The 26,566-nt window shown below is 60.3% G+C and carries 19 protein-coding genes; 5 read left to right on the forward strand and 14 right to left on the reverse strand.

The genetic code is table 11. The annotated features are described in order from the left end of the window. Positions 1-101: 101 nt before the first annotated feature. The 7 genes from astE to C4J91_RS20885 form a co-directional block, all read right to left on the reverse strand. A complete protein-coding gene (astE, locus tag C4J91_RS20855) occupies positions 102-1,106 on the reverse strand; it encodes a succinylglutamate desuccinylase (RefSeq protein ID WP_124364045.1) in 1,005 nt (334 codons plus the stop codon). Between the two features lie 11 nt (positions 1,107-1,117). Next, a complete protein-coding gene (locus C4J91_RS20860; RefSeq protein WP_124364046.1) occupies positions 1,118-1,402 on the reverse strand; it encodes a topoisomerase II in 285 nt (94 codons plus the stop codon). Between the two features lie 26 nt (positions 1,403-1,428). Continuing rightward, positions 1,429-2,775: an N-succinylarginine dihydrolase gene (astB, locus tag C4J91_RS20865; protein ID WP_124364047.1), complete on the reverse strand. Its 1,347-nt coding sequence runs from the start codon at positions 2,773-2,775 to the stop codon at positions 1,429-1,431. Between the two features lie 150 nt (positions 2,776-2,925). Next, positions 2,926-4,395, reverse strand: coding sequence for a succinylglutamate-semialdehyde dehydrogenase (gene astD, locus C4J91_RS20870; protein ID WP_164484592.1), 1,470 nt, complete (start codon positions 4,393-4,395; stop codon positions 2,926-2,928). Next, positions 4,392-5,417, reverse strand: a complete 1,026-nt coding sequence (gene astA / locus C4J91_RS20875; protein WP_124364049.1) for an arginine N-succinyltransferase — start codon at positions 5,415-5,417, stop codon at positions 4,392-4,394. The genes astD and astA overlap by 4 nt, the downstream gene beginning before the upstream one ends. A 60-nt stretch (positions 5,418-5,477) precedes the next feature. Continuing rightward, entirely contained in the window at positions 5,478-6,497 is a 1,020-nt protein-coding gene (aruF, locus tag C4J91_RS20880; protein ID WP_124364050.1) for an arginine/ornithine succinyltransferase subunit alpha, read from the reverse strand. A gap of 195 nt (positions 6,498-6,692) precedes the next feature. Next, the gene (locus tag C4J91_RS20885; protein ID WP_124364051.1) at positions 6,693-7,913 is read right to left on the reverse strand and encodes an aspartate aminotransferase family protein; all 1,221 of its coding nucleotides are present in this window, start codon (positions 7,911-7,913) and stop codon (positions 6,693-6,695) included. Positions 7,914-8,216: 303 nt separating this feature from the next. Here C4J91_RS20885 and C4J91_RS20890 point away from each other — a divergent pair, with 303 nt between their 5' ends. Then, positions 8,217-14,120: a dermonecrotic toxin domain-containing protein gene (locus C4J91_RS20890; RefSeq protein WP_124364052.1), complete on the forward strand. Its 5,904-nt coding sequence runs from the start codon at positions 8,217-8,219 to the stop codon at positions 14,118-14,120. Positions 14,121-14,130: 10 nt separating this feature from the next. Here the strand turns inward: C4J91_RS20890 and C4J91_RS20895 are convergent, their stop codons facing one another. The 6 genes from C4J91_RS20895 to C4J91_RS20920 all read right to left on the reverse strand — a co-directional run bounded on the left by C4J91_RS20895 (position 14,131) and on the right by C4J91_RS20920 (position 19,487). Continuing rightward, a complete protein-coding gene (locus C4J91_RS20895) occupies positions 14,131-15,111 on the reverse strand; it encodes a GlxA family transcriptional regulator (protein WP_124364053.1) in 981 nt (326 codons plus the stop codon). 207 nt (positions 15,112-15,318) lie between these two features. Continuing rightward, complete coding sequence (locus tag C4J91_RS20900) at positions 15,319-16,083, reverse strand: ABC transporter ATP-binding protein (RefSeq protein ID WP_046069190.1); 765 nt, start codon at positions 16,081-16,083, stop codon at positions 15,319-15,321. Positions 16,084-16,110: 27 nt separating this feature from the next. Further along, complete coding sequence (locus C4J91_RS20905) at positions 16,111-17,223, reverse strand: succinylglutamate desuccinylase/aspartoacylase family protein (protein WP_124364054.1); 1,113 nt, start codon at positions 17,221-17,223, stop codon at positions 16,111-16,113. A 1-nt stretch (position 17,224) separates the two neighbouring features. Next, on the reverse strand, positions 17,225-17,923 hold the full coding sequence (locus C4J91_RS20910; RefSeq protein WP_124364055.1) for an ABC transporter permease: 699 nt from the start codon (positions 17,921-17,923) through the stop codon (positions 17,225-17,227). Further along, on the reverse strand, positions 17,920-18,609 hold the full coding sequence (locus C4J91_RS20915; RefSeq protein ID WP_078738713.1) for an ABC transporter permease: 690 nt from the start codon (positions 18,607-18,609) through the stop codon (positions 17,920-17,922). The genes C4J91_RS20910 and C4J91_RS20915 overlap by 4 nt, the downstream gene beginning before the upstream one ends. Positions 18,610-18,701: 92 nt before the next feature. Continuing rightward, positions 18,702-19,487, reverse strand: a complete 786-nt coding sequence (locus tag C4J91_RS20920; RefSeq protein WP_124364056.1) for an ABC transporter substrate-binding protein — start codon at positions 19,485-19,487, stop codon at positions 18,702-18,704. A 42-nt stretch (positions 19,488-19,529) separates the two neighbouring features. Here C4J91_RS20920 and C4J91_RS20925 point away from each other — a divergent pair, with 42 nt between their 5' ends. Further along, positions 19,530-19,787 carry a hypothetical protein gene (locus C4J91_RS20925; protein WP_124364057.1) on the forward strand — a complete coding sequence of 86 codons (258 nt, stop codon included), beginning with the start codon at positions 19,530-19,532 and terminating at the stop codon, positions 19,785-19,787. A gap of 384 nt (positions 19,788-20,171) precedes the next feature. Here C4J91_RS20925 and acs read toward each other — a convergent pair whose 3' ends face one another. Then, the gene (acs, locus tag C4J91_RS20930; protein ID WP_124364058.1) at positions 20,172-22,127 is read right to left on the reverse strand and encodes an acetate--CoA ligase; all 1,956 of its coding nucleotides are present in this window, start codon (positions 22,125-22,127) and stop codon (positions 20,172-20,174) included. A 398-nt stretch (positions 22,128-22,525) separates the two neighbouring features. Here acs and C4J91_RS20935 point away from each other — a divergent pair, with 398 nt between their 5' ends. The 3 genes from C4J91_RS20935 to C4J91_RS20945 all read left to right on the forward strand — a co-directional run bounded on the left by C4J91_RS20935 (position 22,526) and on the right by C4J91_RS20945 (position 26,504). After that, complete coding sequence (locus C4J91_RS20935; RefSeq protein WP_124364059.1) at positions 22,526-22,795, forward strand: DUF2790 domain-containing protein; 270 nt, start codon at positions 22,526-22,528, stop codon at positions 22,793-22,795. A gap of 483 nt (positions 22,796-23,278) precedes the next feature. Next, positions 23,279-24,529, forward strand: coding sequence for a ribonucleotide-diphosphate reductase subunit beta (locus C4J91_RS20940; protein ID WP_124364060.1), 1,251 nt, complete (start codon positions 23,279-23,281; stop codon positions 24,527-24,529). 388 nt (positions 24,530-24,917) lie between these two features. Further along, positions 24,918-26,504 (forward strand): DNA cytosine methyltransferase, encoded by a 1,587-nt coding sequence (locus C4J91_RS20945; RefSeq protein ID WP_124364061.1) that lies wholly within the window; start codon positions 24,918-24,920, stop codon positions 26,502-26,504. Positions 26,505-26,566: the final 62 nt, after the last annotated feature.

The following is a 26,566-nucleotide window of genomic DNA, read 5'->3' on the forward strand; positions in this document are numbered from 1 at the left end:
TTGCTCCCGATAACAGTGTGTCAGTCAGCTCATCTGTAACTGATACACCGCCATCGGGAGCAAGCCCCCTCCCACATTTGCATAGGGTCAGGCCTTGAAAACTACACTAGGCCGGCGTCCGTGGTTGGCACAATCAATATCCCCGCGCGCAAACCATTCTTCACCTTCGGGTTGGGGAAGATGATGCGTGCGCCCTCTTCCTCGATCACCCAGCGGGTCTTGGCTACGTCTTCGGCCAGCAGGTAGCCTTTTTCCAACTCCGAAAAGTTTTCCACCTCCGCCGGCAGGTGCAGCAGGAAGGCGTCACTGTGCTTGATCACTTCACGCGCAACGGCGAACAGCTGCATACCGTCGAGGCTGTCCGTAGCAGGCTCGGTGCCCTCGATGATCTGCTTGAGGCGCAGCTCCAGGCGGGAAACATCCACGCCCTCGTTATGCCCGAACGGCCGCGCCTTGCCCAATTCCAGGGTGAAGGCCTCGGCGTCCAGCTGCTCGTAGGTAAAGGCGGTGAAGGTGATCGAGGTCTTGTTCTGCAACAGCACCGCTTGCATGCCGGCTGCGTGCAGGCGCTCAAGCTCACGGCGTGAATGCTGGCGCCCTTCCTTCCACGGGTACAACGCAAACTGCTCGATCTTCGAGCCACGAATCGCGGTGTGCAGGTCGTAATGCAGGCGCGAACGGCCAGGCTGGCTGAAAAAGCTGCGGGCCAGCTGTTCCAGTTCGGCGGCGCGCATGGCTTCGGGGCCGATGTTGCTTTCATGCCGGCCGTTGAACAGCCGGTTGACGTCCAGTTCAAGGTAACGCCCGCCGCGACGCATGGCCTCGGGGTTGCCGAACAGGAACAGAATACGGGTGCGGGGTTTGATTTCCCCACGGGCGATGCCATGCAACAGACGGTCGAGCAACTCGATCGGCGCGGTTTCGTTGCCATGGATGCCGGACGACAACAGCAGGTCGCTGCCATTGTCCCGTGCTTCAGGAGGACGCACTTCAAGCGCGCCCTCACTGAGCCAGCGCATCTGCACGCCGTCGACAGTCAGTTGAATTTTTTGCGCCGGTTCACGACCGGCGAGGGTCAGTTCAAGCAGTTTGCCGAGGGCGAGCATAAGCAGCTTCCTTAGTGGTTGCAGCCAGGGCCATGGACGTGATCGTCGTCGCCTTCAACCTCGGCCGGTTCCATTTCCAGTTGCAGGCTCATCAGGTTGGTCGCCAATGGCCGCATCAGCAGGTTGGCGTACTCGGCGTCACCCTCCTCCACATCCACGCCGATCAGCAGTTGGCCACGGCCGTCGTGCTGGATCCAGATCTCCTTGCCCTGCCAGACCACGGCAACGCGGGTGCAGGAGGTTTCCAGCTGGGTGCCGTCGGTGTCTTCAAGGATCAGCTTCAGGGTGTCGGTCATAAATAAAATATCTCAGCCGTAGGGCGTTAATGGGTCTGGAAAGGATAAACCGAGCCCAGTTTAAGGATTTGCGTCAGTTCATCCAGTGCCGTCCGGCACTCAAGCAGCAGTTGCGGGTCAGCCAGGTCGGTTTCGCGCAGGCTGTCGCGGTAGTGCTTGTTGACCCACTGGGTCAGGGTGTCGTACAGCGGCGCGGTCATGATAACGCCTGGATTCACCGCCGCCAGTTCGGTTTCGTTCAGCGCCACACGCAAACGCAGGCATGCCGGGCCGCCGCCGTTCTGCATGCTTTGCTTGAGGTCGAATACGTTCACTTCGCGGATCAAGCCGCCAGAGGCCGTGAGCTGTTGCAGGTACTGCCAGACGCGCTCGTTGGCGCGGCATTCTTCCGGCACGATCAGCAGCATCGAGCCGTCAGGACGGGTCAGCAACTGGCTGTTGAACAGGTAGGAGCGCACCGCGTCCTCCACACTGACCTGGGCACGCGGCACGCAGACCGACTGGAAATTGCCGCCCAGCTTGCCCAGTTTGCCCTGCAACTCAGCGAGCATCTGTTCGGTATGGAGGAACGCGTCCTCGTGGTAGAACAGCACTTCGCCGTTGCCTACCGCGATCACGTCGTTGTGGAACACACCGGCATCAATCACTGCCGGGTTCTGCTGGGCGTAGACCACGCCTTCATCCTTCAGGCCGTGCAAACGCGCAACCGCCTGGGACGCCTCGAGCGTCTGGCGTGCCGGGTATTTCTGCGGCGCCGGGTAACGAGCGTCGAACGCACTGCGGCCGAAGACAAAGAACTCTACGCCCGCCTCGCCATAGTCACGGCAGAAACGCGTGTGGTTCGCCGCACCTTCATCACCGAACTGCGCCACCGCCGGTAACGCGGCGTGGTGCGCGAAGTGCTGCTGATCGGCAAACATCGCCCCCAGCACGCGGCTGGTGGTCGGGTGTTCGATGCTGCGGTGGTATTTGCAGTTGAGGTTGGCCGCGGTGAAGTGCACGCGGCCGTCCGCCGTATCGGCGCTGGGGCTGACCGTGGCGGCGTTGGCCACCCACATGCTCGACGCCGAGCAGCTCGCCACCAGCAACGGCATGGCCTGCTTGGCCGCCTGCTGAATGACCTGCGCGTCGGTGCCGCTGAAACCGAGGCTGCGCAAGGCGGCCACGTCCGGACGTTCCTGGGGTGCAAGCACGCCTTGCACAAAGCCCATGTCCATCAGCGCTTTCATTTTCTGCAGCCCCTGCAACGCCGCTTCCTTGGGGTTGGAGTGTTGCTGGCTGTTGCTCTGGGACGCGACGTTGCCGAAGGACAAACCGCCGTAGTTATGGGTCGGCCCCACTAGACCGTCAAAATTGACTTCATAGGATTTCATCGGCGAGGCTCCACGAACATCTGTTTTTATAAGCAATCTTCAACACATCACAGATTCAGTGTGGGAGGGGGCTTGCTCCCGATAGCAGTCTGTCTGTTGATAAATCAGGTGACTGGTCCACCGCTATCGGGGGCAAGCCCCCTCCCACATTTAGACCAGCGTTATGCCCGGGGTCAGAGTGGCTGGAACCACCAGGCTCGGGGTTTCCAGCGACGCCACCGGGTACGCGCAATAATCCGCCGCGTAATACGCACTGGCGCGGTGGTTGCCCGAAGCCCCTACCCCGCCGAACGGTGCGGTGCTGGCGGCGCCGGTCAGCTGTTTGTTCCAGTTGACGATGCCGGCACGGCTTTCCAGCCAGAACTGCTGGTAACGCTCCTCGGAATCCGAGAGCAAACCGGCGGCCAGGCCGTACTGGGTGTTATTGGCCTCAGTGATTGCCGCAGCAAAATCTGCGTAGCGAATCACCTGCAACAGCGGGCCGAACAGTTCTTCGTCTTCGCGCTCGGCCACCGCCGTCACGTCGATGATGCCTGGGGTCAACAAGGCGGCCTGATCTCGCGGCTGGGTCATTTCCAGCAGTGCCACGGCGCCATTGGCCAACATCAGCTCTTGGGCGTCCATCAAGGCTTTGGCGGCCGCCAGGGAAATTACCGAGCCCATGAACGGCGCCGGTTGCTGGTCGAACGCGCCCACTTCAATGGCCGCGCTGACCGCCACCAGGCGCGCCAGCAACGCATCACCCCAGGCGCCCTGTGGCACCAGCAAGCGACGGGCGCAGGTGCAGCGTTGGCCGGCGGAGATAAACGCCGACTGGATGATGGTGTACACCGCCGCATCCATGTCGGCCACTTCGTCCACTACCAGCGGGTTGTTGCCGCCCATCTCCAGGGCCAGGATCTTGTCCGGACTCCCGGAAAACTGCTGATGCAGATGGTTGCCGGTGCGGCTGGAACCGGTGAAGAACAACCCGTCGATGCCTGTGTTGGCCGCCAACGCGATGCCGGTTTCCCGCGCACCTTGCAACAGGTTCAACACGCCCGCTGGTAAACCCGCTTCGACCCAGCACTGCACGGTCAACTCGGCCACTTTCGGCGTGAGCTCGCTCGGCTTGAACAGTACGGTGTTGCCCGCCAGCAGCGCCGGGACGATATGCCCGTTCGGCAAGTGGCCAGGAAAGTTGTAAGGGCCGAACACCGCCACTACGCCGTGGGGCTTGTGACGCAGCACAGCGGTGGCGTCGCCCAGGGGGCCGCTCTTCTCGCCGGTACGCTCGCGATAACTTTGCACCGAGATCGCGATTTTGTTGGCCATGCTGGTGACTTCGGTGGCCGATTCCCACAGCGGCTTACCAGTTTCCTCACCGATGCAGCGGGCGATTTCATCGGCGCGGCTTTTCAGGGTACTGGCGAAGGTTTCGAGCACACTGATGCGCTCTTCCAACGAGCGCCGCGCCCAGCCTGGAAATGCCTGGCGTGCGGCCTGCACGGCGGACTCGACCTGCTCGGCCGTCGCACCGTTGCCGCTCCACAGCACCTGCTGGGTCACCGGGTTACGCGATTCAAACAGTTCACCCTGGCCGGCCAGCCAGCTACCTGCGATATACAACGAATTCATTATTTCGACTCCCGGGCTGCGGACAACGGTACGGCACGCACTTGATCACCGACCACAAGCTGCAGACGCTTGGCGGTCAGCGGATCGACCACCAAGGTGCCCGCCGCCAAGCGAGCCGGGGCAGCAGTGATGCGGCAGTCTTCGCGTTTGCGGTTATGGATCAGGAACGGCGTGGCGTCGTCCCCCGGCGTGCCGATGGCCAGCACCAGCGCCTGGCTGTCGCGCACCGCACGAATCTTGCTGGTTTCACACTCAACCGCCGGGCCGGCATCGAAGATATCCACATAGCCCTGGTAGCTGAAGCCTTCGCTCTTGAGCATGCTCAGCGCCGGCTCGGTATCCGGATGGACCTTGCCGATCACGTTGCGCGCGTCTTCGGAAAGAAAGCAGCTGTACAGCGGAAACTTGGGCATCAGCTCAGCGATAAACGCTTTGTTGCCGACACCGGTGAGGTAGTCGGCCTGGCTGAATTCCATTTTGAAGAAGTGCCGGCCCAGGCTTTCCCAGAACGGCGAGCGCCCCGCGTCGTTGGACACGCCGCGCATCTCGGCGATGATCTTGTTGCCGAACAGTTGCGGGAATTCGGCAATGAACAGCATGCGCGCCTTGGCCAGCATGCGGCCGTTGAGGCCGTTGCGGTAATCGGCGTGCAGGAACAACGAACACAGCTCGGAGTTGCCGGTGAGGTCGTTGGCCAGGAACAGCGTCGGAATTTCGCGGTAGATGTTCAGTTCCTGGGAGGCGCTGACCGTCAGGCCGACCCGGAAGTTGTACCACGGCTCGCGCAGGCCGACGGCGCCGGCGATGGCCGAGATGCCCACCACGCGGCCTTCGTCGTTCTCCAGCACGAACAGGTAGTCGGCATCGCCGCGCCCGGCTTCGCCGCGAAAGGTTTTCTCGGCCCAGCCCACGCGGTGGGTCAGGCGCTCTTCGTTGGCCGGCAAGGTGGTGAGGCCGGTGCCGGTGCTGCGCGCCAGATCAATCAGGGCCGGTAAATCGCTGCTGCGTACGGGACGAACGATCATGCTATCTCCTCGAACGGGCCGCTTTGCAGCCACCCGCGAAACTCTGTTTTATACCGGCTCTCAAACTGCAACAAGACGCACGCTCGCGCCTTCGCCAACGCCCAGGGCTTCGGCGGCTGCCAGATCCAGGGTCACCGGTTTGCCGGGCGCGTAGTCCAGCTCCAGCATCACCGCACGGTAATCCTGCAACTGCGCGTTGCTGACCAGGTACTGGCGGCCGACACCCTTGAGCATCTCGCCGATCTTCACCGGCACCACGCGGCTCTGGGCGATCGAGCGGATGCCCGAAACCCGCGCGTGCAGGGTCGGGCCGCCGTCGAAGATGTCGATGTAATGGTCGGTTTCGAAGCCCTCGCGCATGAGGATATCGAAGGTGATCTGCGCACGCGGGTGCACCTGGCCCATGGCTTCCTGGGCTTCGTCCGGCAACAGCGGCACGTAGATCGGGTAATGCGGCATCAGCTCGGCGAGGAACGTACGGCTTTTCAGCCCGCACAGGCGCTCGGCGGCAGCGTAATTGAGGTCGAAGAAGTTGCGACCGATGGCGTCCCAGAACGGCGAATCACCGTTCTCGTCGCTGTAGCCGACGATCTCGGTCACCACTGAATCGGCAAAGCGCTCCGGGTGGCTGGCGACGAACAACAGGCGGCCACGGGAGTTGAGCTCCGACCACGGCGAACCGACCAGCTCAGGCACCACGTAGAAACTGGTGAGCAGGCTGTTACCGGTGAGGTCGTGACACTGGGACAACACGTGGATCTTGTTGTGGATCTTCAGCTCGCGGGAGGCGTGCACGAAGGTTTCGTTACGGAAACTGTAGAAGGGCTCCGAGTAGCCGGCCGACGCGACGATGGCTGAGCAGCCCGCGAGCTTGCCCGTCTCGGTGTCTTCGAGCACGAAGAAATAGCTTTCTTCACCGTTGAAACTCACCTCGGCCGCGAAGGACGCTTCGCTGGCCGCGATCTTGTCGCTCAGGCGTTCCACATCATCCGGCAAGGAGGTGACACCAATCGGGCTGTCCGCAGCCAGACGCTGTACCTCGCCCAGATCAGCCATTTGCGCGGGGCGCATCACCAGCATGGTGTCACTCCTTAACTCGAAAAAATCATAGGGAAAAAATACCGCAAGGCCAGGCACACCATAGTTCCCAATGTGGGAGGGGGCTTGCCCCCGATGGGGGTGGGTCAGCTACAGATAAGCTGGCTGATACACCGCAATCGGGGGCAAGCCCCCTCCCACATTTGACCCGGGTCCAGCCGGCAGAGGGTGTAGTTATCAGGCTTGGGTCAGCGTTTTTACGGCACGTTCGAAGCGATCCAGACCTTCGTTGATGTCCGCCTCTTCCACCACCAGGCTCGGCGCGAAACGCACCACGTCCGGGCCGGCTTGCAGGATCATCAGGTTCTCTTTCTCGGCGGCGTTGAACACGTCCTTGGCCTTGCCCTTGAACGCATCGCTCAACACGCAACCGATCAGCAGGCCCATGCCACGCACTTGGGTGAAGATGCCGTACTGCTCGCCGATCTGCTCCAGGCGCGCCTTGAACAGGTCGTGCTTGGCATTCACGCCGGCCAGCACCTCGGGAGTGTTGATCACGTCGATCACCGCTTCAGCCACCGCGCACGCCAGCGGGTTGCCGCCGTAGGTGGTGCCGTGGGTGCCGACCACCAGGTGCTTGGCCAGGTCTTCACGGGTGAGCATCGCGGCAATCGGAAAACCGCCGCCCAGGCTCTTGGCGCTGGTGAGGATGTCCGGCACCACGCCGTAGTGTTGGTACGCGAACAGGTGGCCGCTGCGGCCCATGCCGGTTTGCACTTCGTCGAACACCAGCAGCGCGTTATTCGCGTCGCACAATTCGCGAGCACCTTGCAGATAAGCCAGCTCGGCCGGCAGTACACCGCCTTCGCCCTGTATCGGCTCCAGCACCACGGCGCAGGTCTTGTCCGACACGGCGGCTTTCAAAGCCTCCAGGTCGTTATAAGGAACGTGGGTGATGCCGGTGATTTTAGGCCCGAAACCATCGGAGTACTTGGACTGACCACCGACGTTGACGGTGAACAGGGTACGGCCATGGAAGCTGTTCAGCGCGGCGATGATCTCGTACTTCTCGCTGCCGAAACGGTCGAACGCCACACGACGGGCCAGCTTGAAGGCGGCCTCGTTGGCTTCGGCGCCGGAGTTGCAGAAGAACACACGCTCGGCAAACGTGGCGTCGATCAGCTTATGGGCCAGGCGCAGCGCCGGCTCATTGGTGAACACGTTGGAGACATGCCACAGCTTGTTGGCCTGCTCGGTCAGTGCGCCGACCAGCGCCGGGTGGGCGTGGCCCAATACGTTGACCGCGATACCGCCGGCAAAGTCGATCAGCTCGCGACCCGCCTGGTCCCACACGCGGGAACCTGCGCCACGCACGGGAATGAACGCGGCAGGTGCGTAGTTAGGCACCATGACCTGGTCGAAATCGGCACGTTGCACCGGGGCTTGCTCAACGGACATCGGAGTCTCCTGAAGAGGAACGCCTGCCTGGAACTGGCGGGCGATGCAGGGATTGTAAGGACAGTTTTCAGTGCGGCCTTGCCGCCAAGCGACAACTTCTTATAGCGCCAACCCGCGTTTTACGCGGGTTTACGCCAATGCGACAAATAGCGTCGCAATGGCGCAGTTTAAACCGTGCGCCCGCTCCATGGGCAGGTGATCTTCGCAAATTGGCCGAAGCACACCGCGCCAACTATCTACCGCCGTTAATCGAGCCTCGACTGGTCTGCTGGAAACAAACCAACACCGTCAAGGATCGATCCCATGCCGCACCGCGCCACCCCCGACGCCCACCTCGCCATCCTCATGCAGGCCGTTCCCCCGTGGCTGAGCGACGCCTCGCCAGCCCGGCGCACCGCCCTGGGCGAGCATTCGCCGAACTTTCCCGACTGGTACACGCACGCCAGCGCGGCCCAGCATAAAGAACTCAAGCGCCTCAACGGTGAGGCCTGGACCCATCAGAATCGCCTGGACAAAGCCCTGACCGGGCTCAAAAGCGCGGAAACCTTTGGCGCCGAGTTGCTGCAAACGGCGCTCAAGCGCCAATACGGTCTTGACTTGGATGTGCGCAGCACCTGGCTGCAGCTTTACGTGCCCTTGACCGTCGCCGGGTTTCGCGTGAAAGCCGGGGCTTCGCGCACCTGGAGCGTGTCCCTGCTCAACGCCGCCCTGCACAACTTCGAACCGGATGAGGCGAAACCCAATGCCTATGAACGCAATTCCGGCTTCAGCACCCAGCCCAATGCCGTGGGGCAGTTCCAGACACTGCCGGCGATTGCCGAAAAAATCAGCACCGCGCAATTCGCCACGCTGTGCCGCGACCTCGATATCGGTGGCCGCTACCAGCACTACCTCGAAGATTACCTGGGGATGACCAACCCAGTGGCCAAGGCCGTCCTGCAAACCCGCGTGGAACAGACCCAGGCCAGCGCGCTCAAGCTGTCGTTGTACATGGCGCTCCTCAAGAGTGATATCACGCAAGCCGGGTATGACGCGGTCCATGGCCTGATTGATCGCGGCAATAACCTCTCGACCCTGGTCGCCCATGAACTGGTGATCATGTCCAGCCGCCTGACCGGCATCGTGCTGTTTGCGCAGAATCTGGAGGCAAGCCGTGAAGCCGTACCGGTGATCGCCTATATCCCCGATGACCCGCAACATCCGATCAAGCAATACGCCAGCGCCCAGGCCTTTATTCAGGCGCTCACCACGCGGCTGCGCTCCACGGATTTCCAGCACTTCTTCAGCCGTTTCGTCAGCCACGCCGACCTGGGACGTTTTTTCGCCGACCTCACCGGCCGCTTGAGCGAAGTGACCTGGCATCCGCATACACCGGGCGACCCCTTGCCCAGCTGGCGCAAAACCGACGTCGAACGGCCCGATCTGCAATGTCGCGGCATCGCCATCCAGCAGCCCCTGTTCCAGCACCTGCACCAGATGAAGTTGAGCAAGCTGCTCGACGACGCAGGCAGCCAAGCCGTGTCCACCGCAAGCGTCAACCGCAAGGCCCGCTGGGAGCGCTGGGACCTGGTGAAGAAAATCGCCTCGGTGGTCCTGCAAGTGGCAGCCTTGATTGCCACCCCCTTTGTCCTGCCCCTGGGCCTGCTGACGCTCGGCTATACCGCCTATCAACTGTTGGACGAAGCCTTTGAAGGGGTTATCGACTGGGCTGAAGGCCTGACGCGCGAAGCCTTCGGGCACACGCTGGCGTTCGTCGAGCAACTGGTGCAATTGGGGTTGTTTGCCAAGGGAATCCCCATCGCCCAAGACCTCCTGCGCAAAGCATTGCCCGCCGCCAGCCAGCGTTTTATCGACGGCCTTATACCGGTGACGACGCCCGACGCAAACCAGCGCCTGTGGAAGCCGGACCTGGCGCCCTATCGCCATACATTGACGCTGCCCAAGACCGTGCGCCCCGACCCGCAAGGCCTGTACCGCTACAACGCCAAGTGCGTATTGCCCCTGGGCGAGCACCTTTATAACGTCGGGCAGGACCCCGCCAGCCAGCGTTATTTCCTGCTCCATCCCACACGGCCGTCCGCCTACCAGCCCCGGGCCATGACCAACGGCCAGGGTGCATGGCTCACCGAAGTCGAACACCCCCTGAGCTGGGACAGCGCCACCCTGATGCGACGCCTCGGCTACCCGGCCGAGGGCCTGAGCCCCGCTCGGCTGCAACAGGCACGCAGCGCCAGCGGCACCCACGACAACGCCTTGCGCAAGATGCACCTGGGCCAGCAAACACCACCGCCCCTGCTGGCCGATACGCTCAAGCGCTTCCAGATCGACCAGGCCCTGCAAGACTTCATCGCCCAGATGAACAGCGACGATCCGACGGTTTTCAGCCAGGCGGATACCCAGACCCAGCTGCAGGTCTTGACCTATCACGAGCTGTGGCCAGCCTCCAGGACCTTGCGTTTTCTGGACGACAGCGGCAATACCCAATGGGAATTTGCCGGCCAACCCGGCGCCAGCGTGGTGCAGGTCCACGAAGCCCAACTGGAAAAGGGCGATTTATTGCACATTCTGCTGGAAAGCCTGACCGAACCTGAACGCAAGTTACTGCTGGAAGAGCCCGCCGACCAACCAGCACCTCACACCCACCTGCGCGTTGCGGCCTTGCGCAAAAAAATCGCGCGCCAGGCCTACGACAAACGCTTCTCCCTGTTCGACTCGCACTACCGCACGGCAGAACGCGTCCATAGCCCGTCACTGCAAAAGATCATCGATGCCGCGCCAGAACCCGGCCTCCCCACCGCTGTAGCCGAGGAGCTGCTGGCCAATGCCAGCGGGGAGGAGTGGCGGGCCATCGACCAGGGCAAGGTACCGCCACAGATTGTCGCGCAGGCCGCCGCGGCCCAGTTGGATGTGCGCACCACCCGCGCCTATGAAGGCTTGTACCTGGACGCCGTCGACAATCCGGACACACACCTGCTCACCCTGTTGTCGCTGGAACGCCTGCCCGGATGGTTGGGCAACCTACGCCTGGAAGTGCGCCAATACCGGGTCGACGGCCAACTACTGGAGGCCGTCGGGGCCGAGGATGCGCCCCTCAAACGAACCATCATCCATACAGAAACAGGCCGCTACACCCCTGTGGATGAAAAAGGCCCGGTATTTGGCGACGGCGATTTCTACACCGCCATTCTCCAGGCCATCCCGGACAACCAGCGCGACGCCCTGAACATCCACATCGCTCAAGGCGAACGCCTGCGCCAGGCCGTAGGCGAACATGTAATAGGGCGCGACCGCTTGCGCGCATTGCTGGGTAAGGACACTTACCGCAAGCCCACCTATGACCCCAAGGTCATGCGCTTGCGCGGCGGTATGGAAGGCTATCGCGCAGGGCCATCAGCTGCGCCGGAACCGACCCTGGAACAGCGCGCTCACCATCTACTTCCCAGCCTCAACCGGGAGCAGATCAGCGAACTGATACAAACCCTGGAAGGTCGGCCAGATGGCGCCCTGTCAAGCCTGATCACGCTGCAAGCCGAATACAACAAACTGGACACCGACCTGGCCGTCTGGGAGCACACCACGTCGCCCTTCCACCCCGTGACAGAGATACTGCTCACGCCCCAGGAGTATCAATACGTCCGGCGCAATCGCGCGCTATGGGCTCAGGAGATCAGGCGCGGCTGGCGTCAGGAAACCGATATCGATCCGTATCATGAGCAGCTCGCCCTCAATGGCCATACATTGCAATTGACGATGCCCATCTACGGCGAGCTGCCCTTGCTCACCGCGCGCTTCGAGCACATCACTCTGTTGGAAATGAGGGGCGAAGGCACCGCATTGGAAATCAACGATTTTGTGCAGTTGTTCCCTCGGTTGCGCCACCTGAACGTCAGCCGTTTTTCCCTGGGGCGCCTTGCCCCGAGCATTCCGCAACTGCGCCACCTCAACGCACTGATATTAATTGACTGCAACATCACGCTGACCGAAGAAAGCCAGGCAGCCCTGGGCGGTATGACCCGGTTGGTGGCCCTGGACCTGTACAACAACCCCCTGGGCCTCACCCCCAGCGTCGCCAACATGCCCCAGTTGCAAGACCTGGACCTGAGCCGTACCGGCATCAGCGAGCTCCCAGCGGGCATACTCAATCGGCCCGAGCTGGAGCTGGCGGTGCTTTCCAATAACCAGATCCACGAGCTGCCGGCAGCGCTGTTTGATTTACCGGTTGCCACCAGCCGCAAATTCGACCTCTCCAGCAACCCGCTATCGCGAATGACCCTGCAACGGGTCAAGGCCTACCACCAAAGGACCGGCGGCCGCTGGGAGATTGACGCCCCCCGCGCAGACATCGAGCAGGCCAGACGCCTGTTACCCACCCTGAGCGACGATGACATCAACCAGCTCATCTTCAAGCTGCCGGGGGACCTGGATGCTGGCCGCGCCGCGCTGGCGCAACTGGAAGTCGACTATCTCAGGATTCGCCAAGACCTGCTGCCGTGGGCTGAAGACCCGCAAGCCTCCGCCCGGGAGCGCACTTATCGCTCACTCTTCGTGGACATGCTCGAGGCGGCCTGGCGCCGGGAAACCGAACTGGATGAACATGCCCATGGGAACCACCCGTGCTACAACCTCAGGCTGCCATACCCCATCAACGGCGATATCCCCACCCTGCGCACGCCGCTCACCCACATCTCATCACTGGCAATGACCGGCAATGGCGCCACCGTGCAACTGGGGAACTTCCTGCGCAGTTTCCCTCGGCTGGAGCGGCTGTCCATCGAACGCTACGCCCTGAGTCATCTGCCCAAGTCCCTGCCCCAACTGGCGCAGTTAACCCATCTGCGCCTGGACCGCTGCGGCCTTACACTCAACCCCGTCAGCGCCCAGGTGCTGTCCGGCATGACCCAGCTCAAACACCTGGACCTGGCGAACAATCGGCTGAGCTGGCTGCCGGACTTTAATCGCCTGACAAACCTGGGCAGCCTGTCGCTCAGCAACACCGGCCTGCGGGAGATCCCGTTGGCGCTGCTCTCACGCACCGTCGTGCGGACACGGGTGGATCTGAGCCTCAATGCCGTCGAGCACATCCCCGCACAAGGCTTCGGGCTGCCCGCCACCCTCAGCGCCGCCTTTGACCTATCGGGTAACCCACTGTCCCGACAAACACTGGAACGTCTGAAAGCCTACTGCCAAGTCACCGCCGAACACTGGAATGTCCAGGCACCTCAACCACAGCTGCAGCAGTTACAGGCGCTGTATCCGACGCTCGACAGGCGCGAAGCCAGCCGTCTGTACTTCCAACTGCCCGGCGACCTGAACGCCGCCGCCCCCGAAATCGCGCGCCTGGGCGACGAATATCAGCAGATGCAAACCCGGTTGCAGGCCTGGGCCCTGGACGTTCCGCAAAGGGATCCTTTGCTCGATACTCCGCTGGACGAAGACACCCGAGCGCAAGAGCAGATCCGTCGCCTGCACTTCAAAGACTTGCTCGAACGCTGTTGGCGCCGCGAGGGCGAACTGGATGACTCCAACGGCGTTACCCGCCGCCGCTACAAGCTGGTGTTTCACGGGCAATTATTGGGGGATCTGCCGGCGCTGACCGCGCGCTTCAACCATGTCAGCCTGCTGGAGATCATCGGCGACGGTACCAATCAACAGGTCGATGGCTTGCTCAGGTGCTTTCCCAACCTGATCAGCCTGACCCTGGAGCGCCACACACTGGGAGACATCCCCGCCACAGTGTTCCAACTCGGGCGCCTGCGCGACCTCAAGCTGGCAGAAAACCATATTCGCATGACGCCCGAGAGCAAGGAGCAGCTCTCACGCCTGGTCCACCTGGAGTACCTGGACATGAGTGACAACCCGCTGAGCCTGACACCTGATGTTCGCAACCTGGGACGACTGACGTCGGTCTACCTGCATCGCTGCGGGCTGACACTGGTGCCTGAAGGGCTCTTCAGCCTCGATCGCCTGCGCGTCGTGGACCTGAGTGATAACGAAATCGTGGAATTACCCAGCGATCTGCTGGAAATGCCCCTGCCGCTCGATGACGATTCCGACTTGAGCGGCAACCCGTTGTCCGAGCAAAGCATCACGCTGCTGCGCAACTACTATCGCCAGACCGGTTACGAATTGGGCGTAGACGAAGCGATGTTCGACGAGTTCGGCGTGGCGCTGCAGGTTCCAGGTACACCGGTACCGATGGAGGAATAAACCGCGCGTCTCAGCCGCGCTCGGACGGCACGGACGAGAGTTCGAACGGGCTGCTGCTGCGCCGCTGGTTGCGGTCTTCACGCGGGGTGGCGCCAAAGAAGTTGCGGTAGGCGCTGGAGAAGTGCGGCCCCGAGGAGAAGCCGCAGGACAGGCCGATCTGGATGATCGACTTGCTGGTTTGCATGAGCATCTGGCGGGCTTTGTTCAGGCGCAGTTCCAGGTAGTACTGGCTGGGGACGCGATTGAGGTACTGCTTGAAGATCCGCTCCAGTTGTCGTCGCGACACGCACACGTGCTGGGCGATTTCATCGGTGGTCAGCGGCTCCTCGATATTGGCTTCCATCAGCAACACCGCCTGGGTCAGCTTCGGATGGCTGGAACCCAGGCGGTTCTGCAGCGGAATGCGCTGGCGCTCGCCGCCTTCGCGGATGCGCTCCACCACCAATTCCTCGGAAACGGCGCCGGCCAGTTCGGCGCCGTGGTCACGGGCCAGCACCGCCAGCATCAGGTCGAGTACCGACATGCCACCGCAGGCGGTCAGGCGATCACGGTCCCAGTCGAACAGATGGCTGGTGGCGATGACCTTGGGGAAACGCTCGGCAAAATCATCCTGCCAACGCCAGTGCACGGCGGCGCGGTAGCCGTCGAGCAGGCCGAGCTGGGCCAACGGGTACACACCGGCCGACAAACCGCCGATCACACAACCGGCGCGCACCAGCTGCTTGAGCGCCGAACTGAGCTGGGAAGCAATGACGGTCGGCGGCTCGTCGGCCAGCAGGAACAGTTTCTGGAAGCCTTCCAGCTTGCCGGCCCACGGTTCGCCCGGCAGTTGCCAGGCGCCTTCGGTGGCCGGCTCTGCGAGCAAAAACGACAGCTCGTAGACCACGTCCGGATGCACCCGCTGAGCAACGCGCAAGGCCTCCTCAGCCAGCGCAAGCGTGAGTGCTTTTGTGCTGGGCCAAATCAGGAAACCAATTTTGTGGGCGGTCATGGAAGGCTATCCGAAGCGAGTAACGGTAATGAAGACAAAGGCCAATGCTAGCCCGTAAACCAACACAAATCTCAAAAACCATGAAGATCCCATGTGGGAGGGGGCTTGCTCCCGATAGCGGCGGATCAGTCAGCAAATGTGTATCTGAAGTACCGCTATCGGGAGCAAGCCCCCTCCCACAGGGTGCAGCGTCTCCAGTGAAGTGGGTTATTTCAAGCTGCCGGAGAGGAACTGCTGAAGACGCACAGACTGCGGATTCACCAGCACTTCACGCGGGTTGCCGCGCTCTTCGACGATGCCTTTGTGCAGGAACACCAACTGGTTCGACACCTCACGGGCAAAGCCCATTTCGTGGGTGACCACCACCATGGTGCGACCTTCCTGGGCCAGGTCCTGCATCACCTTGAGCACTTCGCCGACCAGCTCCGGGTCGAGAGCCGAGGTGGGTTCGTCGAACAGCATCACCTCCGGCTCCATCGCCAGGGCACGGGCGATCGCCACGCGCTGCTGCTCGCCGCCGGACATGTGGCCGGGGAACGCATCCTTGCGATGGCCCACGCCGACCTTGGCCAGGTAATGCTCGGCCTTTTCACGGGCGTCTTTTTTCGACATGCCAAGCACATGCACCGGCGCTTCCATCACGTTTTCCAGCGCGGTCATGTGCGACCACAAGTTGAAATGCTGGAACACCATGGACAGGCGCGAACGCATGCGTTGCAGTTGTTTAGGGTCGGCGGCCTTCATGGCGCCATCTTTGTTCGCGACCAGTTTCAGCTCTTCGTTATTGAGCAGAATCTTGCCGGCGTGAGGTTGCTCGAGCAGGTTGATACAGCGCAAAAAGGTACTTTTGCCCGAACCGCTGGAGCCGATGATGCTGATCACATCACCGGCAGCGGCGGCCAGGGACACGCCTTTGAGCACTTCATGACTGCCATAGCGTTTATGCAGGTCTTGGACTTCAAGTTTGTACATGCGGTCGGTTCTCACAAAAACAGGTGGTCAGTCGTTGAGCAAGCGCCCGTGACGCAGCGCTTCGCGCCCCGCCACCTTGGCCAGCCAGAAACCCGCTTGGGCATAACGCAGCCGTTCAACGGCGAACAACACCCCGGACGTGCCCGCGCAGACGATGCTGACGCGGTCGGTCAGAGGATCAATCACTTCAAAAATCGGTTCGCCGGTTTCAACCCAGTCGCCTGCCTTACGCAGGTAACTGATCACCCCGGCGTGGGGTGCGAACAGCAGCTCGGTGCCCTCGAAGGGCATGCCTTCACACGCCTCGTGCTGCGGTGCGGGCCATTTGCCCTTGATCAAGCCTTGTTCGGCGAGGAACGCCAGGATGCCCTCGGCATGGAAGATCGCCTCGTCGCGGCCGGTGTCGGCCTGGCCGCCCAACTCCAGGGTTGTCGCCAGACAGGCCAGCGGGATCTGCGCCTCGGGGAACGCCCGGGACAAGCGCAGCCACGGCAGCGAACACGCCTCGTCAAACGAACTGCCACCGGAATCTTCCGCCAGCAGGCCGACTTTTACATTCAAATGCGCCGACAGCGAACGCCACTGTGGCCAGTGCTGGGGCAGCGCGTACATGTGCAGCGCGGCTTCGGCGTCGCAGTGCAGGTCGAGGACGATGTCGGCGGTGCAGGCATGGCTCAGCAGAATGCGCTGCATGCCTTGCAACTGGCTGCTCGGCGGCGCCAAGGCGCTGAGCACGTCGCTCATGGCCTGGCGGATCAGGCGCACATTGGCGTGGGGGTCATCGCCCAGCTTGCCGTGCAGACGCTCGGCGACGGGCGCGCTCAACTCGACGAAATCGCGGTTGAAATTCTTGCCGCTGCCGACCTCGAAACGCCCCTGGTGGCTGCCTTGCAGCAGCTGGCCCAGGCCCATCGGATTGGCCACGGGCACCAACTCGATCACGCCATTGAGCGCCCCTTGGCGTTCCAGGCCGGTAAGGCGTTTTTTCAACTCCCAGGCGGCGCGCATGCCGGGTAACTCATCGGCGTGCAGGCTGGCCTGGATATAGGCCTTGCGCTCGCCACTGCCGAAACGGAACACGCTCAGCTGGCGCTCGCAACCCAGGTGGCCCCAGGGCAGCAGGTGATCGATACGTTCCATATCAATGCTTCCGTGGAGCCAGGTAGCTCAGCCAGCGGCGCTCGGCCAACTTGAACAGGCGCACCAGGATGAACGTCAGGCACAGGTAGAACGCGCCGGCGGTGATATAGGCTTCAAACGGCAGGTAGTACTGGGCATTCACCGTGCGCGCGGCGCCGGTGATGTCGATCAAGGTGACGATGGAGGCCAGGCTGGTGGTCTGCAGCATCATGATCACTTCGTTGCTGTACTGCGGCAGCGCGCGGCGCAGGGCCGACGGCAACAGGATGCGACGGTACAGCTTGTAGCGCGACATGCCCATGGCCTTGGCCGCTTCGATCTCGCCATTGGGCGTGGCCTTGAGGCTGCCGGCGATGATCTCGGCGGTGTAGGCGCTGGTGTTGATCGCGAACGCCAGGCACGCGCAGAACGTGGCGCTGGACAGCAACGGCCACAGGAAGCTTTCCCGCACGGACTCGAACTGGGCCAGGCCGTAGTAGATCAAAAACAGCTGCACCAGCATCGGCGTGCCGCGGATCACATAGGTGTAGAGCCACGCCACGCCGTTGACGATCGGCTGCTTGGACACGCGCATCAAGCCCAGGGGCAAGGCGGCGAGCAAGCCGAAGAACAGCGAGATGGCGAGCAGTTTCAGGGTGGTCAGCAAGCCGCCAAGGTACAGCGGCATGGCCTCCCAGATGACGTTGTAGTCGAAGATCATAGATCAGCCGCCCTTACGCCTACCGAGTAGCGCTTCTCAAGATAGCGCAGGGCCAGCAACGACACGCTGGTGATCACCAGGTACATCGCCGCCACTGCGAGGAAGAAGGTAAAAGGCTCGCGGGTGGCGTCGGCCGCCTGCTTGGCCTTGAACATCATGTCTTGCAGGCCCACCACTGAAATCAGCGCGGTGGCCTTGGTGAGTACCAGCCAGTTGTTGGTAAACCCGGGGATTGCCAGCCGAATCATCTGCGGCACCATTACCCGGAAAAACACCTGAAAGCTGCTCATGCCATACGCCAGGCCGGCTTCGGCCTGGCCCTTGGGAATGGCCATGAAGGCGCCGCGGAAGGTTTCCGACAGGTAGGCGCCAAAGATGAAACCCAGGGTGCCGATACCGGCGGCCAGGGGGTTCAGGTCAATATAGTCGTCAAAGCCGAGCATCGGCGCGACGCGGTTAAGCAAGTCCTGGCCACCGTAGAAAATCAGCAGGATCAGCACCAGGTCGGGGATCCCGCGGATCACCGTGGAATACAGGTCGCCCAGCCACGCCAGCCAGCGCACCGGCGACAGGCGCAACGCGACCCCGATCAGACCCAGAACAATGGCCAGGGCCATGGACGACAAGGCGAGCTGAAGCGTCAACCATGCGCCATCGAGGATGACGGCCCCGTAGCCTTTCAACATGATTCAGGTCCTCGAAAAGGGGGATGAAAAAATGGCGCAAACTTCAGAGTGTTCTGTTGCTTGCGCCATTTCGGACAGACAGCTGCGACTATTTACTTGGCATCAGCGCCGTAAATATCGAAGTCGAAGTACTTGTCCTGGATCTTCTTGTATTCGCCATTGGCACGGATCGCGGCGATAGCGGCGTTGATGCGCTCCAGGTTTTCCTTGTCGCCTTTGCGAACCGCGATGCCTACGCCGTCGCCGAAGTATTTGACGTCGGTGAACGCGGGACCTGTGAACGCGTAGCCTTTGCCAGCGTCGGTTTTCAGGAAACCGTCCTGCAGCAGGGTGGCGTCGGCCACGGTGCCATCAAGGCGACCGGCTTGCACGTCCAGGTAGATTTCGTTCTGGGTGCCGTAGGGAACGATGGTGGCGCCCTTCGGTGCGAGGACTTCCTTGGCGAAACGGTCATGGATCGAACCACGCTGCACGCCGATCTTCTTGCCTTTCAATTCATCCAGGCTGTCGCTGACGGCAGTGCCGTCCTTCATCACCAGGCGAGCTGGGGTCAGGTAGTAGCGGGTGGTGAAGTCCACGGATTTCTTGCGGTCTTCAGTAATGGACATGGATGACAGGATCGCGTCGATCTTGCGCACTTTCAGCGCCGGGATCAGACCGTCGAATTCCTGCTCGACCCACGTGCACTTCACATCCATCTGCTTGCACAGGGCGTTGCCGATGTCGTAGTCAAAACCGACGATGCTGCCATCCGGCGCCTTCGAGGCAAACGGAGGGTAAGCGGCTTCGATACCAATTTTCAGCGGTTTGCCTTCAGCGAAAGCCTGCATGGACAGCACGGACAGCGCCAGGGCGCCCAACAGCACGAGTTTCTTCATCTTGGGACTCCATCGGTATAGGGCAAAACAGCAGTATGAGCCATGGCCCACGATGCGGCGAAGGTGAAACCGAAAGCGGTGCAGCGTCCTGCGCCAGTGCGTGCCAGCGACGACGAGCGAGTGATCGGCATTCTAACGACAGGCTGGAAGCCGATATTTCCTCAATGCGACAACAATTTACAGAAGCACCGAGAAAGCGGTTCCAACTCATTGACAGCCTCTGAATTTTATGCAGAGACAAAAGATATTAAACCAGCTGATGCTGCAAATTGCGGGCCTATTATTCGCAAACCCTTCTAGCACGGCAAGGGTGGCGTTTAATCTTATTTCAAAGGGTGTCTGAAACGCGGTTCTCCTGGGCGCGAGCGTAGCCGTTTGCCTCATGCCTGGGCGCGGGGTTACACATTTGCGTTAACCGGTAACATTCAGAAACGTCCTACTGTGCAAACCGATATTTATTTGCCAGCTGGCTATGCAGGCAGCAGCTGTACAGGCCTTGAAATGCAATCCAAATGTGGGAGGGGGCTTGCTCCCGATAGCGGCAGGTCAGTGACAGCTGTATCAACTGACCCACCGCTATCGGGAGCAAGCCCCCTCCCACATTGATTTTCAGTGCTTTCGAGAGCGTATTAAAAAGCCCCACCCGGCCTACGCCGAATGGGGCTCTTTCCCATCTACCCCGCCTTAAGCGACGTTCATGGTCTTGTGCGTCTCGATCAAATGCGCCACCACCCCTGGGTCGGCCAGGGTGGAGATATCCCCCAACCCGTCATACTCAGCCGTGGCAATCTTGCGCAGAATCCGCCGCATGATTTTCCCCGAACGCGTCTTCGGCAAGCCCGGCGCCCACTGGATCACGTCCGGTGAGGCAATCGGGCCGATTTCCTTGCGCACCCAGTTTTTCAGCTCCAGGCGCAGTTGTTCGGTCGGCTCTTCGCCACCGATCAAAGTGACATAGACATAAATGCCCTGCCCCTTGATGTCATGCGGCACGCCGACCACCGCCGCTTCCGCGACTTTCGGGTGTGCCACCATCGCGCTTTCGATCTCGGCCGTGCCCATGCGGTGGCCGGACACGTTCAACACGTCGTCCACACGCCCGGTGATCCAGTAGTAGCCGTCCTCGTCGCGCCGCGCACCGTCGCCGGTGAAATACATGCCACGGAAGGTCTTGAAGTAGGTATCGACGAAACGGTCATGGTCGCCAAACAGCGTACGCGCCTGGCCCGGCCACGAATCAAGGATCACCAGGTTGCCCTCGGCCGCGCCTTCGATCAGGTTGCCGAGGTTGTCCACCAACGCCGGCACCACGCCAAAGAACGGCCGCGCCGCTGAACCCGGCTTGAGCGCATGGGCGCCCGGCAGCGGGCTCATCATGTTGCCGCCGGTTTCGGTCTGCCACCAAGTGTCGACAATCGGGCAACGGGATTGGCCGACATTCTTGTAGTACCAGTCCCAGGCTTCCGGGTTGATCGGCTCGCCTACCGAGCCCAACAGGCGCAGGCTGCTGCCATCGGCGCCTTCAACGGCGGCGGTGCCCGATGCCATCATGGCGCGGATCGCGGTGGGCGCGGTGTAGAGGACATTGACCTTGTGCTTGTCGACGATCTTCGCCACCCGGGTGATGTCCGGATAGTTCGGCACACCTTCAAACAGCAAGGTGGTCGCGCCATTCGCCAGCGGGCCGTAGACAATATAAGTGTGGCCAGTGACCCAGCCGACGTCGGCGGTGCACCAGTAGATTTCGCCGGGGCGGTAGTCGAACACGCGCTCATGGGTCAGGGCTGCATACAGCAGGTAACCGCCGGTGGTGTGTTGCACGCCCTTGGGCTTGCCTGTGGAGCCGGAGGTGTAGAGGATGAACAGCGCTTCTTCGGCGCCCATCTCTTTGGGCGCACACACGGTGCCCGCCACTTTCATCAGGTCTTCGTACCAGATGTCGCGATGCTGGTTCCACTTGATCGCGCCATTGGTGCGCTTGCACACGATGACCTTCTGGATGCTGCTGGTTTCCGGGTTGGTCAGGGCGTCATCGACGTTGGCCTTCAGCGGAATCTTCTTACCAGCGCGAATACCTTCATCGGCTGTAATCACCACCTTCGACTTACAGTCGATGATGCGACCGGCCAGGGCTTCCGGCGAGAAACCGCCAAATACCACGGAATGAATCGCACCGATGCGGGTACAGGCGAGCATGGCGACCACAGCTTCGGGGATCATCGGCATATAGATAGTCACCACGTCACCGCGATGCACATCCTGGCCGCGCAGGGCGTTGGCGAATTTGCAAACTTGTTCATGCAGCTCGCGGTACGTGATGTTGCGGCTCTCGGCAGGGTCATCGCCCTCCCAGATGATCGCGATCTGGTCGCCACGCTCGGCGAGGTGACGGTCCAGGCAGTTGTAGGAAACGTTCAGGGTGCCATCGGCGAACCACTTGATGTCGACATGGTGATCGTCGAACGACGTCTGCTTCACCGTGGTGAAAGGCTTGATCCAGTCAAGACGCTTGGCTTGCTCGCGCCAGAAACCATCGGGATTGACCACCGATTGCTGGTACATCGCCTTGTAGGTCGCCTCGTCGGTCAGCGTGTTGGCTGCTACTTCGGGGCGAACGGGGTACAGGGAAGCCGCACTCATCTTTCTTACCTCGGTGACATAGTTGTTGTTGTATGGCCCCTGTTGTAGCCGGGGTGGGCCTATAGAACCATTCGACGATGGTAGTAACAAGACCCTACAAATTACCCAGCTATGCCCGGCTGCCGCTCTGGCCCGCGCCCCGTGGCGCTTCGCGGGTTTCTGAAAAAACCTTCATCGGGGGATTGTTACAAAAACTGCCAAAAGTGTTTATCAAAACCACGGGTATATGAATATAAGCCGCAGGCCTAGAATCAACCCCGTCAACACGACACCGAGATTAACACCGCAACAGCCCCCACGAAGGCAACGTTAATCCGAACTTCCCAACTCTCAAGTTACACACGCGGCCTCACAAGGGCCCCGTGACCCCTTTCGCCCTGAAGAAGGTAAATAGAGAAATGAAAGCGTTATTAGTTTTAGCCCTCAGCAGCCTGTGCGCCACCGCCGCCCTGGCCGACGAGGCCCCGACCGAGCTGGCTGGCCAGAACGCCCCGATTGTTGAGGACTATACCTACAGCACCCACTTGGACGTCGCTAAAGTAGTCTCCATGAGCAACATCCCGGAAGTATGCGAAGTTGTACCGGCGAAGATGGAATATGAGGATTCGCAAGGTCAACGTCATATTCTTAATTATCATGTCATGGGTAATGGTTGCTCTAACGGTTGATTATTGGTTAGTGGATTCTTGTTCGCCGCAAGAAATCGTTCTTGCGGCAAAGAGCCGGTCCTTAATCCACCGCCCTCCCCTCCACAAAAAAACATCCCACCGCCCGTCAAAAACTTCCTACCCCGCCAACCCCCTGCAAACCCTCGTCCTGGCCCAAATAGCAGCCTTTTTGTCCGCTCACCGGGACAATCCGCCACAACACAAACCCGAATTTTTCCCTATAATGCGCGGGTAAATCGGGCCTGCAATATCCCTTTACACAGGGATGAAGAGCCAGACCTGAGGCCTCCGCTGGAGCAAGCCCCCGCCGCTCCGCACCTCAAGCCTCATGCAGAACCCGTAACCCAATTGCGTTTAATGCCTGCGCTAGCTGCTGCAACAAACGATTCCTTAAGATCCACCGCGGCCCTGGGGCCGTGTGAACACCCAACCATCCGGTTTCACACGGGCACCTTTGAGCCCTCACGCAGGAGACGACACGTCATGCTGAGCTGGGACGAATTCGACAAAGAAGAAGAAGGCGAAGTAGCCACCAAAGGCGCCAACGCCGGCCACGCCACCGAAGCCAACATGGACCGCCTCGACGGGGCCGGCGCTGCCGCCGCCATCGAAGCCCGCGCCGTCACCGCCAATGACTCCGCCGCCATCGTGCGCGCCAAGGCTGCACTGGACAAACTCGACGTCGCCGAAGGCCTCGCCGAACTTGAAGGCGCCTCCGCCCGCGTCGCCGTTGACGAAAAACGCATGATCAACTGCCGCGCCGACCTCAACCAACTCGTGCCCTTCAAGTACGACTGGGCCTGGCAGAAGTACCTCGACGGCTGCGCCAACCACTGGATGCCGCAAGAGGTCAACATGACCGCCGACATCGCCCTGTGGAAAGACCCCGAAGGCCTGACCGACGACGAACGCCGCATCGTCATGCGCAACCTCGGCTTTTTCTCTACTGCGGATTCGTTGGTCGCCAACAATCTGGTGCTGGCCGTGTACCGCCTGATCACCAACCCGGAGTGCCGCCAGTACATCCTGCGCCAGGCCTTCGAAGAAGCGATCCACACCCACGCCTACCAGTACTGCATCGAATCCCTGGCCATGGATGAAGGCGAGATCTTCAACATGTACCACGAGATTCCATCGGTCGCCAAGAAAGCGGCCTGGGGCCTGAAGTACACCCGCTCGATCTCCGATCCGAAGTTCGAAACCGGCACCGTCGACACCGACAAGGAACTGCTGCGCAACCTGGTCGCCTACTACTGCGTGCTGGAAGGCATCTTCTTCTATTGCGGCTTCACCCAGATCCTCTCCATGGGCCGCCGCAACAAAATGACCGGCGTGGCCGAGCAGTTCCAGTACATCCTGCGCGATGAGTCGATGCACCTTAACTTCGGTATCGATGTGATCAACCAGATCAAAATCGAAAACCCGCATTTGTGGGATGCCGAGATGAAGGAAGAAGCGACCCAGATGATCCTGCAAGGGACCCAGCTGGAGATCGAATATGCGCGGGATACCATGCCGCGTGGCGTGCTCGGCATGAATGCGGCGATGATGGAGGATTACCTCAAGTTCATCGCTAACCGTCGTTTGTCGCAGATTGGGTTGAAGGAAGAGTATCCGGGGACGACTAACCCGTTCCCTTGGATGAGCGAGATTATGGACTTGAAGAAAGAGAAGAATTTCTTTGAGACTCGGGTGATTGAGTATCAGACGGGTGGGGCGTTGAGCTGGGATTGATTCCCAAAGCAGCCGAAACGTGCCAGTTTTAACGAGTGGCTAAGGCCCGCTAAAAAGCCCTGATTTTTTCAGGGTTTTTTATTCAAGGCACTAATCTATTTACGCGAAGGCCGCCCACAGAAAGGTGATGCGTTATTGGCTGAATGACCCGTCCCCAAACGACAGTGCCCAACGTATTTCTTATGACTGTGTGGACATGCGGAAATTTCCTCCATGCACCTTTGAAGCAGTAAAACTCAGTTTCCTCTTGCGAGGTTCATTTCTTGCCGACTACCAAGTGAACCGTTACCATTTCTCGCATATAAATGCCCGCCCCTCAGGCGGTGCAATCTCCTGAGCGCTGCAATGCGCTTTTTTTATTTTTGTCTTAGGCGCATCGACTAAATCAATGAAATATAAGGAATCTATCCCGGTCATCGACCTCTTTGCGGGCCCGGGCGGACTGGGAGAGGGATTCTCTTCAATCGGTGGACATCAGAAGGGAGTAAGAAAATTTCAGCTTCGCGTCTCGATCGAGAAAGACCCTGTCGCTCATGCCACATTATCTCTACGTGCGTTGTTCCGCGCTTTTCCAAAAGGCGAAGTACCGGAGGCTTACTATGAATACGTTCGGGGAGAAATTACTCGTGAAGAGCTTTTCAAGCATCCGGACGTACCGGCAGAAGCTGTAGAAGCTGCACAAGAAGCAAAGCTTGCAGAGCTTGGTAAAATCTCACCAGAAGAAGTCGACAAATGGATCAAGGAAGCCCTGATTGGCGCAGAGGAATGGATCCTCATTGGTGGACCTCCTTGCCAAGCATATTCCGTAGCAGGACGTGCCCGTCGCACACGCGAGACCCAAGAGGAATTTGAAAGCGACGAGAAGCACTTTCTCTATAAAGAGTATTTGCGGATTATTCGCGAGTTCAAACCAACGATTTTCGTAATGGAAAACGTTAAAGGTATATTGTCTTCGAAACACAGTGGCTCGCACATATTTCGACAAATTTTCGACGACCTCTCGGCGCCTGCCAAAGGTCTCTCGTACAACATCCGCTCTTTAGTCGTTCCTAAAGACGTGGAAAAGCCGGACCCACACGACTTTGTCATTCAAGCAGAACAGCACGGCCTTCCACAGGCTAGGCACCGCGTTATTCTGCTTGGCGTACGCTCTGACGTCGCTTCAGGCTGCCCTGCTTTACTGGAGAATCCTCACAAGCTCGTAATGGAGCGCAGCAAAACCGTCTTTACAGTTGGGCAAGCGCTCTCAGGGCTCCCTCCGGTTCGCAGCAAGATTTCAAGAGGTGGTGATTCGCTCGAAGCTTGGCTATCAGCTTTGAATGAAGCTGGCTCTCTACTTTTAAAATCGTATGTAGCCGGCGACGGCAACTTGATAGATGCGATGAAAAAAGCGGCGGTTGACGCACAGAGACTAGAGTCCAATGGCAGTAATTTCATACACTGGAAGGTAAATCCGGAAATGAATACCAAACAGCGTGAGTGGTTCCTCGACCCTCGGCTGAAAGGAGTGCTGCAGCATGAAGCCAGGAGTCACATGCGCTCAGATCTTCATCGGTACATCTATGCGGCATGCTACGCAAGACTGAATGGCTCCTCGCCAAAAATACACCAGTTCCCTGCACAGCTACTGCCCGCTCATGAGAACGTATCTTCCGACTCCGTTCCCTTTAGTGACCGCTTCAGAGTTCAGATGGAAAATGGTCCATCTACAACAGTCGTTGCCCACATAGCCAAAGATGGCCATTACTACATACACCCGGACCCGAGTCAGTGCCGAAGCTTGACTGTTCGCGAAGCCGCTAGATTGCAGACCTTTCCTGATAACTACTTTTTTGAGGGGAATAGAACACAACAGTACACTCAGATAGGAAATGCAGTACCGCCACTACTTGCTAGAAAAATTGCAGCAGTCGTCGCAACTATCATCGACTCCTACCGGTCGGGTAGAAATCGACAGGCTTCATTGGATATCTGATCGTGCCGCGCAGACTATCGAGCACCGCATCAAGTGCCAGATAGTCTTCACTATGCCCCGAA

The organism is Pseudomonas sp. R3-52-08 (genome assembly GCF_003851745.1).
Classification (GTDB): domain Bacteria; phylum Pseudomonadota; class Gammaproteobacteria; order Pseudomonadales; family Pseudomonadaceae; genus Aquipseudomonas.